This is a genomic window from Bradyrhizobium sp. USDA 3364 (genome assembly GCF_054056355.1).
The window spans coordinates 3,797,377-3,810,474 of the sequence record NZ_JBSRYG010000002.1 but is presented as its reverse complement, the minus strand read 5'-3'; the positions used below and the strand labels follow the sequence as shown (position 1 = coordinate 3,810,474).

At 66.0% G+C, this 13,098-nt stretch carries 13 protein-coding genes and 1 pseudogene; 3 read left to right on the top strand and 11 right to left on the bottom strand.

Going from position 1 to position 13,098, the window contains the following annotated elements:
- Window positions 1-97: 97 nt before the first annotated feature.
- Window positions 98-745: a dihydrofolate reductase family protein gene (locus tag ACVILL_RS17945; protein ID WP_456730266.1), complete on the bottom strand. Its 648-nt coding sequence runs from the start codon at window positions 743-745 to the stop codon at window positions 98-100.
- 90 nt (window positions 746-835) lie between these two features.
- Window positions 836-1,495, bottom strand: a complete 660-nt coding sequence (locus ACVILL_RS17940) for a TetR/AcrR family transcriptional regulator (RefSeq protein WP_456730265.1) — start codon at window positions 1,493-1,495, stop codon at window positions 836-838.
- A 94-nt stretch (window positions 1,496-1,589) separates the two neighbouring features.
- On the opposite strand from ACVILL_RS17940, the gene ACVILL_RS17935 reads away from it, so the two are divergent.
- Window positions 1,590-2,234 carry a glutathione binding-like protein gene (locus tag ACVILL_RS17935; RefSeq protein ID WP_456730264.1) on the top strand — a complete coding sequence of 215 codons (645 nt, stop codon included), beginning with the start codon at window positions 1,590-1,592 and terminating at the stop codon, window positions 2,232-2,234.
- A gap of 141 nt (window positions 2,235-2,375) precedes the next feature.
- On the opposite strand, the gene ACVILL_RS17930 is transcribed toward ACVILL_RS17935, so the two are convergent.
- The 7 genes from ACVILL_RS17930 to ACVILL_RS17900 form a co-directional block, all read right to left on the bottom strand.
- Window positions 2,376-2,843, bottom strand: a complete 468-nt coding sequence (locus ACVILL_RS17930; protein WP_456730263.1) for a nuclear transport factor 2 family protein — start codon at window positions 2,841-2,843, stop codon at window positions 2,376-2,378.
- Between the two features lie 196 nt (window positions 2,844-3,039).
- On the bottom strand, window positions 3,040-3,489 hold the full coding sequence (ybgC, locus tag ACVILL_RS17925) for a tol-pal system-associated acyl-CoA thioesterase (protein WP_456730262.1): 450 nt from the start codon (window positions 3,487-3,489) through the stop codon (window positions 3,040-3,042).
- A gap of 121 nt (window positions 3,490-3,610) precedes the next feature.
- The gene (locus tag ACVILL_RS17920) at window positions 3,611-4,528 is read right to left on the bottom strand and encodes a metallophosphoesterase (protein WP_456730261.1); all 918 of its coding nucleotides are present in this window, start codon (window positions 4,526-4,528) and stop codon (window positions 3,611-3,613) included.
- Between the two features lie 171 nt (window positions 4,529-4,699).
- Window positions 4,700-5,749 carry a Holliday junction branch migration DNA helicase RuvB gene (gene ruvB, locus ACVILL_RS17915; RefSeq protein ID WP_456730260.1) on the bottom strand — a complete coding sequence of 350 codons (1,050 nt, stop codon included), beginning with the start codon at window positions 5,747-5,749 and terminating at the stop codon, window positions 4,700-4,702.
- Window positions 5,746-6,363 carry a Holliday junction branch migration protein RuvA gene (gene ruvA / locus ACVILL_RS17910; RefSeq protein WP_456730259.1) on the bottom strand — a complete coding sequence of 206 codons (618 nt, stop codon included), beginning with the start codon at window positions 6,361-6,363 and terminating at the stop codon, window positions 5,746-5,748. The genes ruvB and ruvA overlap by 4 nt, the downstream gene beginning before the upstream one ends.
- 286 nt (window positions 6,364-6,649) lie before the next feature.
- Window positions 6,650-7,177: a crossover junction endodeoxyribonuclease RuvC gene (ruvC, locus tag ACVILL_RS17905; RefSeq protein ID WP_456730258.1), complete on the bottom strand. Its 528-nt coding sequence runs from the start codon at window positions 7,175-7,177 to the stop codon at window positions 6,650-6,652.
- A 171-nt stretch (window positions 7,178-7,348) separates the two neighbouring features.
- Window positions 7,349-8,095, bottom strand: coding sequence for a YebC/PmpR family DNA-binding transcriptional regulator (locus ACVILL_RS17900; protein WP_028332817.1), 747 nt, complete (start codon window positions 8,093-8,095; stop codon window positions 7,349-7,351).
- Between the two features lie 213 nt (window positions 8,096-8,308).
- Between ACVILL_RS17900 and ACVILL_RS17895 the strand changes: the two genes are divergently transcribed.
- Together ACVILL_RS17895 and ACVILL_RS17890 are read left to right on the top strand one after the other, a co-directional pair.
- On the top strand, window positions 8,309-10,063 hold the full coding sequence (locus tag ACVILL_RS17895; RefSeq protein ID WP_456730257.1) for a methyl-accepting chemotaxis protein: 1,755 nt from the start codon (window positions 8,309-8,311) through the stop codon (window positions 10,061-10,063).
- A gap of 103 nt (window positions 10,064-10,166) precedes the next feature.
- Entirely contained in the window at window positions 10,167-11,591 is a 1,425-nt protein-coding gene (locus ACVILL_RS17890) for a methyl-accepting chemotaxis protein (RefSeq protein ID WP_456730256.1), read from the top strand.
- 99 nt (window positions 11,592-11,690) lie between these two features.
- On the opposite strand, the gene ACVILL_RS17885 is transcribed toward ACVILL_RS17890, so the two are convergent.
- Both ACVILL_RS17885 and ACVILL_RS17880 read right to left on the bottom strand, forming a co-directional pair.
- The gene (locus tag ACVILL_RS17885; RefSeq protein ID WP_456730255.1) at window positions 11,691-12,515 is read right to left on the bottom strand and encodes a TIGR00282 family metallophosphoesterase; all 825 of its coding nucleotides are present in this window, start codon (window positions 12,513-12,515) and stop codon (window positions 11,691-11,693) included.
- A gap of 2 nt (window positions 12,516-12,517) precedes the next feature.
- A pseudogene (locus ACVILL_RS17880) lies at window positions 12,518-13,097 on the bottom strand (5-formyltetrahydrofolate cyclo-ligase).
- Window position 13,098 lies beyond the last annotated feature (1 nt).

Below are 13,098 nucleotides of genomic sequence, written 5' to 3'. Positions count from 1 at the left end.
ACTTAGCTCATTGGTTAAATAACCTTTGGGTTAAGTACGCCCGAACGACGTCCACGTCAACGACCGATTTTGACCGCTGACGCCGGCGTGAATGATCTTAGGATTTGCGCGCGAAGGTGACGTGCGTGGCGTTCGGGCTCGCGACGTGCGAGACGACGGCATAGCCGAGCGCGGGCAGATCGATGCCCGCGAACAGATTCTCGCCCGAGCCAAGCAGCACCGGCGATAGCGCCAATTGCACCTCGTCGAGCAGGCGCGCCTGCAGGAACTGGCGCACCAGCGACACGCCGCCGCCGACCCTGATGTCCTTGTCCCCCGCAACCGCGCGCGCCCGCTCGAGCGCGGCGTGAATGCCATCGGTCACGAAATGGAACGTGGTGCCGCCTTCCATCTCGATGTCGGGCCGCGCGTGATGGGTCATCACATACACCGGCGTGTGATACGGCGGATTGTCGCCCCACCAGCCCTTCCAGGCATGATCCGGCCAGGGACCGCGGATCGGACCGAACATGTTGCGGCCCAGAATCCAGGCGCCGATATTTTCCATCGACTTGCGCGCGATCTCGTCGTCGAGCCCGGTGCTGCCGCCGTCCTGGCCGAAGGTCTGGCGGAACGTGCGGGTCTGGAGGAACCAGCCGGGCAAGACCATGCCGCCTTCGCCGAATGGATTTTCGAGGCTCTGGCGCGGCGCCGCGCCAAATCCGTCGATCGAGACCGAGAATGCTGAAGTCCTGACTTTTCCCATGAGATTCCGCTTCCGTGAGTGGGGAGACCTTACGGAAGACGGGCAGGAAAACCAGCACCCGACATTTGCTGCTGAAGAAATTTGCCGCTTCTATTTCGGCCCGCACATCACGTCGATGGCACCCTTCACGATCGCCTCGAGTTCCTTGCGTGGCACGCGGGCGCGGGCGCGGATTGCGATGGTGTGGATGGTGGCGGAGGCGAGATGCGCCAGCGCGGCCGGATCGGCGCCCTCAGGCAGCTCACCGTGCTCCTTGGCGTCGCGGAAACAGATGCCGAACGCCTTGTCGAGCTCGGTCAAACCCGCCAGCACCATGGCGCGGATGTCCGGGTCCGATACCGCTTCCGACGCTGCGGTCATCACGGTGAAGCAGCCGCGCGGGCCAGACTCGCCCGACAGATAGATGTCGAGCGCGATGCGATAGATGCGCTCCAGCCGCTCGCGCAGCGGCGCATCGGCGCGGAAGATATCGACCATCGCGCCGCGCGCGTCGTCGCGATAGCGCTGGTAGCTCTTGATGTAGAGCTCGCGCTTGTCGCCGAACGCGCCGTAGAGGCTCGGCCGGTTCATGCCGGTCGCCGCACTCAGATCATCGAGCGAGGTCGCGGCAAAGCCGTCGCGCCGGAACAGGTCGAGCGCCTTGCCGAGCGCGACGTCGGGCTCATAGGCGCGCGGCCGCCCCCGGCGCTTCGGCGCGACCGGCGTCGCGATTTTGGCAGCAGATGGCGGCCTCTTATTTTTTTGTACCACTTCGCATTAAATTCCTTGACGCCACCAATATTATCCAAGACAGTACAAAAATCAACAACGGCCGGCACGCCCGCGCCGGACACTGGAGGCACCCATGGACCTTTATTTCTCGCCCCTCGCCTGCTCGATGGCGACCCGCGTCGCGCTCTATGAAGCCGGCCAGCCGGCCAACTATCTCGAGGTCGATCCGAAGACCAAGCAGGTGCGCAATGACGGCACCGACTTCAACAAGGTCAACCCGCTCGGCCTGGTGCCCACGCTGCGCACCGACGACGGCGTGGTGCTGACCGAGAACGCCGCGATCCTGCAGTATGTCGCCGACCAGTTTCCGCGGGCCGGCCTCGGCACCGCGTCGAACGCCGAGCGTTCAAAGCTGCATCAGTGGCTGTGCTTCATCGGCACGGAGCTGCACAAGGGCCTGTTCCTGCCGCTGCTCGACAAGAAGGCGCCACCGGAAGCCAAGACCTATGCGCTGGATAAATACGTCTCGCGGCTCGATTATGTCGAGGATCACCTGAAGGGCCGCGACTATCTGCTCGACCATTTCAGCGTCGCCGACGCCTATCTCGTCACCGTCATCAACTGGACCATGGCGACGCCGCCGATCGAGCTTTCGAAATGGCCGGCGCTGAAGGCCTATTACGAACGCGTGCGCGCCCGTCCGTCGGTCGCGAAGGCGGTCTCCGAGGAGTTCGAGCTCTACAAGGCCGAGATCGCGCGACACAAGGCGGCGGCGTAAGGCGATCTCCCACCATGCGTCGTCCCGGCGAAGGCCGGGACCCATACGCCGCGGCCTCTCGATTTTGGGCGGTTGGAGTCGATACCTCGTGCGCCAATCTGTAGCGGTGGTTATGGGTCCCGGCCTTCGCCGGGACGACAACTAAAAGGGACTATGCCCCAGCCCCGGCACGTCGGCCGGACGCGGGCCGGGAGCCGGCCAGTAGAAGCGGCGGTCCTTCTCGGAGATCGCGATGTCGTTGATCGAGGCCTCGCGGCGGCGCATCAGGCCGTGCTCGTCGAACTCCCACTGCTCGTTGCCGTAGGAGCGAAACCAGTTGCCGCTCGCATCATGCCATTCGTACTGGAAGCGCACCGCGATGCGGTTGCCGTCGAACGCCCAGAGGTCCTTGATCAGGCGATACTCCTGCTCCTTCTCCCATTTGCGGGTCAGGAAGGCCACGATCGCCTCGCGGCCCTGAAATACCTCGGAGCGATTGCGCCAGCGGCTGTCCTCGGTATAGGCGCCAGCAACCCGAACGGGGTCGCGCGAATTCCAGGCATCTTCCGCCATGCGCGCCTTCTGCGCGGCGGTCTCGCGGGTGAAAGGTGGCAGCGGCGGGCGTGACATCGGCGATCCCTCGCGGTTGAGGCATGATCCGGAAACGTGTGAAGCGGTTTTCCCTCGCGACAAATGCCAGGGCGTTTGCGCGGAGATCATGCTCGAAAAGGAAGACAAAGTGCGATCAATCTGATCGCGCTTTGTCCCGCGTAAATCTAGCGCCGCGCCGCATGGAGTCGATGGGGCGTTTCCTATCGCCCGATAGCTAGGCCAGATCGGCCTTCATCAGCGCACGGATGGACTTCGGAATCGGCTGTGCCCTGCCCTGGCTGACGAAGGCAACGCGCACCTGCGCCTTCACAAGCACGTCATCGCCGCGCCGGACCTCCTGCGCGAGCATGATGGAGGCGCCCTTCACCGCGATCGGCCAGGTCACGACGTCGAGCATGTCGTCCATCCGCGCAGGCTTGAGGAAGTCGAGCGTCATCGAGCGCACGACGAAGGCGAAGCCGCCGGTCTCCTCCTGCGCCTCCTCGAACAGCGCGTTCTGTTCGGCGCCCATCAGACGGAGATGATTGGTGCGCCCGCGCTCCATGAAGCGCAGGTAATTGGCGTGGTAGACGATACCGGAAAAGTCGGTGTCTTCGTAATAGACGCGCACCTGCATATGGTGGCGGCCGTCACGGATCTGGCCGTCGATATGGGGTAAGGTCAATTGCGGCCCTCGATTGAGGTCGTTTGAGCATGATCTCTTCGGAAAACCGCTGCGCACTTTTCCGGATCATGCTTTGGAACGACGATCGTGTTGCGCAAATTCCTCGATCACGCAAGCGCGATCAGGACACCACCGGCCCTTTGGCGCCGAGCGTGACCTGCACGATCTCGGGCGGCACGCCGAGCCGGAACGGCATGATGCTGCAGCCGAGGCCGCCGGAGACCACGACGTCGCATTTCAGCTTGATATGGCCGTAGGCGAGCCGCATGCCGTGCTTGACCGGCACCGCCGGCGACCAGCCCAGCAGCCGGACCTGGCCGCCATGAGTGTGGCCGGACAGTTGCAACGCGACGCGCGACGGCACGCGGAGCGCGACGTCGGGCTCATGCGCGAGCAGGATCACTGGCGCGTCGTCGGTGACTTTTGCGAGCGTCGCGTTGAGATCGTCGACGCCGATGCGCCTGATCTCACGATAGCGCCGTGCCGGCAGATAGGCGAGCTGATCGCCGAGGCCTGCGAGCCAGAACGGGCGGTTATCCTTGGCGAGCCGCACCGCGTCGTTCTCGTAGACGGGAATGCCCGCGCGCTCCAGCGCGCGGCGGGCGACCGGCGTGCCCTGCCCCTGCCGCTGCACCGTCTTGTCTTCCCAGTAATCGTGATTGCCGAGCACCGCATGCACGCCGAGCGGCGCCTTCAGGTCCTTGAGCACCGCGGCCCATTCGGAGGCCGGGATGAAGCGCGTGACGTGACGCAGCCCGGCGACATAGTCGCCGAGCAGCACGATGATGTCGGCGTTCAGTGCGTTGGTACGCTCCACGATGTCAGCAATGCGATCGAGCGACATCCAGGGATCGCAGGCGTGGATGTCGGCAAGCGCGGCGATCCTGAGCGGAAAGTCGGCAGGCCATTGCCGCGGCGACAGGTCGTAACGCGTGAGCGTGAGCCGGACGACCGGCTCGCTCAGGCCGTAGGCCGCGGTCGAGGCGGAGGCGGCGGTCAATCCGCCGAAGCCGCGAAGAAGATGACGACGTGAAATCATGGACGTACGATCGGTGATGCCTGATCCATGATAGGCCCTTCGATTGGAGCGAAATTGGGCCGCGTTTGTGCAGACCGCCGGCAGAGACGTCGCAATGGTTAGTGAGCAAGGTTACCGGCACGCGCGACGCGCTGCATCAACACGTCTTTTCACGTCTTCGAGAGCGTGGGTTTAATCCTCGTCGCCATTGCCGCCGAACAGGCCGAACTGCGAGGGATCGCGGTTCGGCTCGGCGAGGCCGAGATGGCGGAAGGCATGCGAGGTCAGCAGCCGCCCGCGCGGAGTGCGCTGCAGATAGCCGCACTGAATCAGATAGGGCTCGATGATGTCCTCGATCGCATCGCGCGGCTCCGACAATGCGGCCGCCATGGTCTCGACGCCGACCGGTCCGCCGCCATAGTTCAAGGCGATGGTGGTGAGATAGCGCCGGTCCATCGCGTCGAGCCCGGCGCTGTCGACCTCGAGCGCGCTCAGCGCCCGGTCGGCAATGCCGCGATCGACGGAATCGGCATCCGCGGCCGATGCAAAATCGCGCACCCGGCGCAGCAGGCGGCCGGCGATCCGCGGCGTGCCGCGGGCGCGGCGCGCGATCTCGTTGGCACCATCGGGGCTCATGCCGATGTTGAGCACGCGGGCGCCACGGGTGACGATCTTCTCCAGCTCCTCCTCGGTGTAGAAATTGAGCCGCACCGGAATGCCGAAGCGATCGCGCAAGGGATTGGTGAGGAGCCCCGCACGCGTCGTCGCGCCGACCAGCGTGAACTTCGACAGCTCGATCTTCACCGAGCGCGCCGCGGGGCCTTCGCCGATGATCAAATCGAGCTGGAAATCCTCCATCGCGGGATAGAGCACCTCCTCGACCGCCGGGCTCAGGCGATGGATCTCGTCGATGAACAGCACGTCGCGCTCTTCCAGATTGGTGAGCAGCGCGGCGAGATCACCGGCCTTCGCAATCACGGGGCCGGAAGTGGCACGAAACCCGACGCCGAGCTCGCGCGCGACGATCTGCGCCAGCGTGGTCTTGCCGAGGCCCGGGGGCCCGACGAACAGCACGTGATCGAGCGCCTCGCCGCGCTTCTTCGCGGCCTCGATGAAGATCGAGAGGTTCTTGCGCGCCTGCGCCTGGCCGACGAATTCGGTCAGCGACTGCGGACGCAGCGCGGTGTCTCCGACATCGTCGGAGCGGCGTTCGGGCGTCACCATGCGGGAGGGCGGGTTCACTTCGACAATTCCTTAAGCCCCAGCCGGATCAGCTGCGCGGTCTCGGCCCTTTCACCGGCGCTGCGCGAGGCGGCGGCGATGGCGGCGGCGGCCTGCGGCTGGCCGTAGCCGAGATTGACCAGCGCGGAGATCGCATCCGTCACCGGGCGCGGCGCGCGGTTGTTGTCGATCGCGCCGGAGAGGTGCACCACCGCGGGATCGACATCGGCAAAGCCCGGCGCCTTGTCCTTCAATTCGCTGACGATGCGCTCGGCAACCTTCGGCCCGACCCCCGGCGTGCGCGCCACCGCGGCCTTGTCGCGCAGCGCGATCGCATTGGCGAGATCGGTCGGCGGCAGCGTACCGAGCACCGCAAGCGCGACCTTGGCGCCGACGCCCTGCACGGTCTGCAGCAGGCGAAACCACTCGCGCTCGTGATCCGAGCGGAAGCCGAACAGCTTGATCTGGTCCTCGCGGACATAGGTCTCGATCGAGAGCACGGCGGCTCCACCCGGCGACGGCAGCGCCTGCAATGTGCGGCTCGCGCAATGCACCTGATAGCCGACGCCGCCGACATCGAGGATTACATAATCCTCGCCGTAGGAATCGATCAGCCCCTTCAGCTTGCCGATCATCATGTGCTCCGGCGCTTGGCGCTCGCAGCGCGTTCAGTGAGGGACGCACAAGCGAAAGGGTTCCCTCCCCCCTTGCGGGGGAGGGTTAGGGAGAGGGGTAAGCCCCGGGCGCTGACTTCAGCGAAGTGACGAGGACCCAGCAACGAAGCGCGCGAGATAACTGGGCGCGGTGCGAGCGTTGTTCGCGCACTGCGTCGCACGGTCGCGCAAGCGGTACCCCTCTGCCCAACCCTCCCCCGCAAGGGGGGAGGGAGCCCGACCAGCGTGCCCTCCTCACTTGGGCCGATCATAGGTTTGCCACCCTGAGCCGCAGCGCGGTGCTCTGGCGGTGATGCGCGTGGGTGATCGCGACCGCGAGTGCGTCGGCGGCGTCGGCGGACGGCGGCTCGGCTTTCGGCAGCAGGATCTTCAGCATCACCTGTATCTGGTTCTTTTCGGCATGACCGGCGCCGACCACAGTCTTCTTGACCTGGTTCGGCGCGTATTCGGCGACCGAGATACCGAACATTGCGGGCGCCAGCATGGCGACGCCGCGTGCCTGGCCGAGCTTCAGCGTGGCGACGCCGTCCTTGTTGACGAAGGTCTGCTCGACCGCGGCCTCCGCCGGTCGGTAGTCGCCGAGCACGGCGGCCAGTCCCTCATGGATCGCCAGCAGCCGGCTCGCCAGCGGCAGATCGTCCGGTGGCTCGACCGAACCGCAGGCGATATAGACGAGACGGTTGCCTTCGGTCTCGATCACGCCCCAGCCGGTGCGGCGGAGACCCGGATCGATACCGATGATGCGGACGGGAGAGCGAATCGGCTGGGATGTCATCGGGTAGTGATACCGCCTGCGCCGGGAGAACGAAACACAAACGGAGGCGGCGTACCCGGGAAAGCTTTCGTGCCTCTGATCCGGGGCCTATCCCTTGAGATCGCATGCCGAACCATGGGTCCCGGCTCTGCAGCGCACCGCTAACGCGCTGCGCCGCGTCCGGGACAAGCGTCAGCCGCCCATTTTGGCGATCAACGCGTCGGACACCTCGAAATTGGCGAACACGTTCTGCACGTCGTCGTGCTCGTTGAGCAGGTCCATCAGCTTCAACAACTTTTCGCCGGTCTCGTCGTCGACCGAGACCGTGTTCTGCGGCTTCCACGTCAGTGCCGCCTTGCGCGGCTCGCCGAACTTCGCTTCCAGCGCTTTTGCGACCTCGCGGAAGGTGTCCTGGGAGGCATAGACCTCGTGGCCGCCCTCGCTCGACACCACGTCGTCGGCGCCGGCCTCGATCGCGGCGTCCAGCATCGCGTCATCGGAAGCGACCTTGGCGTCGTATTCGATGATGCCGGTACGGTCGAACATGAAGGCGACCGAGCCGGTTTCGCCGAGATTGCCGCCCGATTTGGTGAAGAAGGAGCGGATGTCGGAGGCGGCGCGGTTGCGGTTGTCGGTCAGCGCCTCGACGATGACGGCGACGCCGCCGGGGCCATAGCCCTCGTAGCGGATCTCGTCATAGTTCTCGCCCTCATTGCCCGCGGCCTTCTTGATGGCGCGGTCGATGTTGTCCTTGGGCATGTTCTCGGCGCGGGCCGCAACCACGGCGGCGCGCAGCCGCGGGTTCATCGCCGGGTCCGGGGTGCCGAGCTTGGCCGCAACGGTGATTTCGCGGGCCAGCTTGCCGAAAAGCTTCGACTTCTGGGCATCCTGCCGGCCCTTGCGGTGCATGATGTTCTTGAATTGGGAATGGCCGGCCATGCGACGTCTCTTCGGAGCTTAGGGTCTGAACAGGGTGGAAAACGCGGCCTTATAGGCCCCTCACGGTCAAAATCAAAGGTCGGCGGGGGAGCCCTCTGGCGGAAGAATACTACCGCATGCCGGAATATGAGGCACTTGTTAACCATGACTTCATGCCCCGATGCGAGGATCGCGCCATCTCGCCGCAACTTCCACAGCCCCCAAAGAGCCCCCATGGCGTTCGGTTTGTTTCGAAAGCAAGTGCCGGAGCCGGCCGCGCCGGCCGTCGCGCCGCAGGTTCCAGCCGCGGCCGCTGCGCCCGGCGTCTCGACTGAGACTGATTCGGCCAAGGAGATCCTGGAACTACTGGAACTCGAGCTCGGCGCGATGATCCGCCAGCTCGAGCGCGCCGCGAGCTCGGTCGCCGACGGCGCCGAAGCGACGGCCGGCAAGCTCGCGACCATCCGCGCCCGCACCGACGCGCTCACCGGTCGCAGCAGCGATGCGCAGAGCACCGCGACGACGTTCTCGGAAGCCGCCGGCCGTTTCACCCATTCCGCCGAGGGCATCGGCGCGCAGGTGCGCAGCGCGAGCCAGCTCGCCGACGACGCCGCGGCGGCGGCGCGCGAGGCCACCGCCAATGTCGATCGCCTGCGCGAATCCTCCGCCGCGATCGGCAATGTCGTCAACCTGATCGCGCAGATCGCGCGGCAGACCACGCTGCTCGCGCTCAACTCGACGATCGAGGCGGCGCGCGCCGGCGCCGCCGGCAAGGGCTTCGCGGTGGTCGCGACCGAGGTCAAGGCGCTCGCGGTGCAGACCCAGAGCGCGACCGAGGAGATCACCCGGAAGATCGAGGCGTTGCAGAAGGATGCCACCGGATCGGCGGACGCCGTGCACCGCATCTCGCAGGCGATCGAAAAGATCCGCCCGGTGTTCGAAAACGTCAACGGCGCGGTGGCCGAGCAGAACCAGATCACCGGCGAGATGGGCCAGAACGCGGCTTCCGCCTCCCACTTCATCGTCTCGGTCGGCACCAGCGCCGACGAGATCGACAGTGCGACGCGCGAAGCCGCGGCACATGGCGACAATGTCGCGAAGGCCGGCAAGGCCGTCACTGCGTTCGCCCAGAAGCTGAAAGCACGCTGCGCGGGGCTGCTGCGCCAGAACGAGCGCGGCGATCCGCGCAAGAACGAGCGCCTGCCCTGCAGCCTCAGGATCGAGATCACGACCGCGCGCGGCATCGTCATCGCGCCGGTCTACGAGATCGCGCTGGACGGCATCCTGATCGGCGGGCCCGATGCCGAGAAGCTCCCGGCCCATGAGACCCTGACCGCGACCTTGCAGGATGTCGGCGCCTGCCGGATCAGGATCGGCGACCGCTCCAAGGCGGGTGCACAGGCCCGCTTCGAGGCGGCGACCGCCGAGTTGCGCGAGAGGGTCGAAGACCGGATGTGGGCGATCCACGAGGAGAACGCCGAACTCGTCACCCGCGCGATGGAAGCAGGCCACGCGCTGAGCAAGATCTTCGAGAACGGACTGGCGAGCGGTGCCGTCACGCTCGAGGACATGTTCGACACCAATTATGTCGAGATACCCGGCAGCAATCCGGTGCAGTACCGCACCAAAATGCTGGATTGGGCGGATCGCGAACTGCCCGCCTTGCTGGAAGCGTTCCTCACCAAGGACCAGCGGCTGGCGTTCTGCGCCACCGTCGACCGCAACGGCTACCTGCCGGTCCACAACAAGATCTACTCGCATCCGCAGCGCCCGGGCGACGTGGCATACAACACCGCCAACTGCCGCAATCGCCGTATCTTCAACGATCCCGCAGGCCTCGCCGCCGCCCAGAACCAGCGCGCCTATCTCGTCCAGAGCTACGCGCGCGACATGGGTAACGGCACCACCGTGATGATGCGCGAGATCGACGTGCCGATCCGCGTCCGCGGCCGGCACTGGGGCGCCTTCCGCACCGCCTACAAACTCTGAGCAGTGCACGCTCAGGCAAGACCGCCTTCGCGAATCACGCTTTAGATCGGAATGGGGAATGCTGCGGCGGCGCGACGGGCCGCTGTCACGGAGGAAGTGCGAAATGTCGGCCGCGCAGCTTGCAGTTCTCGACACATCATCGAACCGGACGCTGGCCGAACGGCTGGTCGACCAGCTCGCCGACCGGATCGGCGGCCTCGGGGTCGAGCTTGCCGACATCGCCGGCAACGTCCAGGAGGTCGCGAGCCGCGTCGCCAACCAGTCGGAGCGGTTCCATCATTTGCAGGAGACCGCGCAGACGATGGTCGCCGCCAATCACGACATCGCCAATGCTTCCCAGGCGGTGCAAACGACTGCATCCGCCGCGGTCGGCCAGATCGCGGAATCGCGTCATGTGGTGGAGACGGCGGTCAGCCACATCGCCGAACTCGTCGCCGCCGTCGGCCGGATCGAGGCGCGGCTCGCGGCGGTCGGCTCCGCGCTGAGCCAGGTCGCCAAGGTTTCCGGTTCGATCGAGGCGATCGCCAAGCAGACCAACCTGCTCGCGCTCAACGCCACGATCGAGGCCGCGCGCGCCGGCACCGCCGGCCGCGGCTTTGCCGTGGTCGCAAGCGAGGTGAAGAACCTCGCCGAGGCGACCCGCCAGGCGACGCATCAGATTTCCGACACCGTGCGCGATCTCGACGGCCAGATCGGCAGCCTGATCGGCGAGAGCAGCGACGCCTCGCTGCGCGCCAAGAGCGCCGGCGAAGGCGCCCAGCAGATCTCGGGCATCATCACCCGCGTGCAGGAAGGCTTTTCATCCGTCGGCGCCGAGATCGGCAGCGTGGCGCGCGCCGCGACCTCCAATCTCGGTCATTGCGACAGCGTGATCGCGGAGCTGAACGAGCTCGCCAAGGGCGTCGATCTCTCCTCGCGCGACCTCAAGCACGCCGACGGACGCGTGGCAAAACTGCTCGAGCTCTCCGAGAGCCTGATCGTGACGATCGCCGACAGCGGCGTCGAGACCACGGATACGCCGTTGATCCGCGTCGTGATCGAGACCGCCAAACAGATCTCCGAGCTGTTCGAGACTGCGGTCGCGCGCGGCGAGATCACGCTTGCGCAATTGATGGACGAGAACTATCGCGAGATCGCGGGCACCAATCCGAAGCAGTATCTGACCGACTATGTCAGCTTCACCGACCGCGTGCTGCCCGCCATCCAGGATCCGATCCAGAAGACCGATCCGCGCATCGTGTTCTGCGTCGCCTGGGCGCGGAGCGGCTATCTGCCGACCCACAATCCGAACTACCGGCTGCCGCAGGGGCCGGACCCGGTCTGGAACAACGCCAATTGCCGCAACCGCCGGCTGTTCAACGACCGCGCCGTGAGCAAGGTCGCGGCCAACACAAAACCCTTCCTGCTGCAGACCTACCGCCGCGACATGGGCGGCGGCAATTTCGTGCTGATGAAGGACGTGTCATCGCCGATCGTCGTGAACGGCCGTCACTGGGGCGCGTTCCGGATGGGGTTCCGGCAGTCGTAGGTCCGTAGCCCGGATGGAGCGAAGCGCAATCCGGGAGCAGTCTTTCAATCGGCGAGAATCCCGGATTTCGCTGCGCTCCATCCGGCTACAGCGACCGCTCTAGGCCCAGAACCCCGGCACCGCGGGCTCGAGCCGCCCGCTGGCGCGCACCGGCGCGACCTTCACCGCGAGCCCGGTCGCATCGTCGGTCTCGACCGCGACGCCGCTGAGCGTCGCAACGCCGCCGGCCGGTTCGAAACGGCCGGAGGGAATGCCGGTGAGGAAGCGCTGCAGCGGCTCCTCCTTCTGCATGCCGATCACCGAATCATAATCGCCGGTCATGCCGGCATCGCTCATATAGGCGGTGCCGCCGGGCAGCACCTGGTGATCGGCGGTCGGCACATGGGTATGGGTCCCGACCACCAGGCTGACGCGGCCGTCGCAGAAGAAGCCGACACCCTGCTTCTCGGAGGTGGCCTCGGCGTGGAAATCGAGCACGATAGCGTCGCAGCCCTGGCGCAGCGGGCAGGCCTCGAGCTCGCGGTCGATCGCGCTGAACGGATCGTTCGAGGACGGCTCCATGAAGACGCGGCCGATCGCGTTCAAGACCAGCGCGCGCTTGCCGTTCTTGGTGTCGACCAGGGTGGCGCCGCGGCCCGGCGAATGGCGCGGGAAATTCAAGGGGCGGATCAGGCGCGGCGCACGCTCGATGAAGACCAGCGCCTCCTTCTGATTCCAGGCGTGGTTGCCGAGCGTGATCGCGTCGGCGCCGGCGTCGAGCAGCTCCTGATAGATCGCCTCGGTGATGCCGAAGCCGCCGGCGGAATTCTCGCCATTGACGACAACGAGATCGAGCGACCAGTCGCGGATCATGCCGGGAAGATGGTCTGCTATGGCGGTGCGGCCGGTCCTGCCGACGACGTCACCAACGAAGAGAATACGCAAGGCTAGGCACTCCGGAAATCGAACGTCTTGCGCTCCGTTAGCACATAATCGAGCGGGACGTCGTGCGACAGCGCCGGGATAGCCTTGGTTTCCTGTGCAGCAAAGGCAACCCCGACCCCGATCACGTGCTTGGCCTTGCGCAGATGCGCAAAGGTATAGTCGTAATAGCCGGCGCCATAGCCGATGCGGTGGCCGAGCTTGTCGAATGCCGCGAGCGGCACCAGCATCACGTCGGGATGCACCTCGGCCGCGGCCGGCGACGGCTCGGGAATGCCGAGCGGCCCGAGCATCAGCCGGTCCTGCGGCGACCAGCTGCGGAAGGTCAGCGACTGGCCGCGCGCATTGATGCAGGGCAACGCGAGCCGCGCGCCCTTGTCGGCAAGCTTCTTCATCAATGGCGCCGGATCGATCTCGCTGCGGATCGGGGCATAGCCCGAGATGATCATGCCTTGCGTGATCTCGAACGGCGCGCCGCGCTTGGCGAGCGCTTCGGCGGCAGTCGGCGCGCTGCTCGTCGCTCAGCGCGTCGCGCTTGGCGAGAGCAAGCGCCCGAAGCTCGGCCTTCGATGGAGCTGCGTGCATG

Bases quoted from the DNA above. Each gene is read 5' to 3' on its own strand.
- ACVILL_RS17895 (WP_456730257.1), top strand. From the start codon at position 8,309: ATGGCGTTCGGTTTGTTTCGAAAGCAAGTGCCGGAGCCGGCCGCGCCG.
- ACVILL_RS17890 (WP_456730256.1), top strand. From the start codon at position 10,167: ATGTCGGCCGCGCAGCTTGCAGTTCTCGACACATCATCGAACCGGACG.
- ACVILL_RS17945 (WP_456730266.1), bottom strand. From the start codon at position 745: ATGGGAAAAGTCAGGACTTCAGCATTCTCGGTCTCGATCGACGGATTT.
- ACVILL_RS17920 (WP_456730261.1), bottom strand. From the start codon at position 4,528: ATGATTTCACGTCGTCATCTTCTTCGCGGCTTCGGCGGATTGACCGCC.
- ruvC (WP_456730258.1), bottom strand. From the start codon at position 7,177: ATGACATCCCAGCCGATTCGCTCTCCCGTCCGCATCATCGGTATCGAT.
- ACVILL_RS17900 (WP_028332817.1), bottom strand. From the start codon at position 8,095: ATGGCCGGCCATTCCCAATTCAAGAACATCATGCACCGCAAGGGCCGG.
- ruvA (WP_456730259.1), bottom strand. From the start codon at position 6,363: ATGATCGGCAAGCTGAAGGGGCTGATCGATTCCTACGGCGAGGATTAT.
- ACVILL_RS17935 (WP_456730264.1), top strand. From the start codon at position 1,590: ATGGACCTTTATTTCTCGCCCCTCGCCTGCTCGATGGCGACCCGCGTC.
- ACVILL_RS17930 (WP_456730263.1), bottom strand. From the start codon at position 2,843: ATGTCACGCCCGCCGCTGCCACCTTTCACCCGCGAGACCGCCGCGCAG.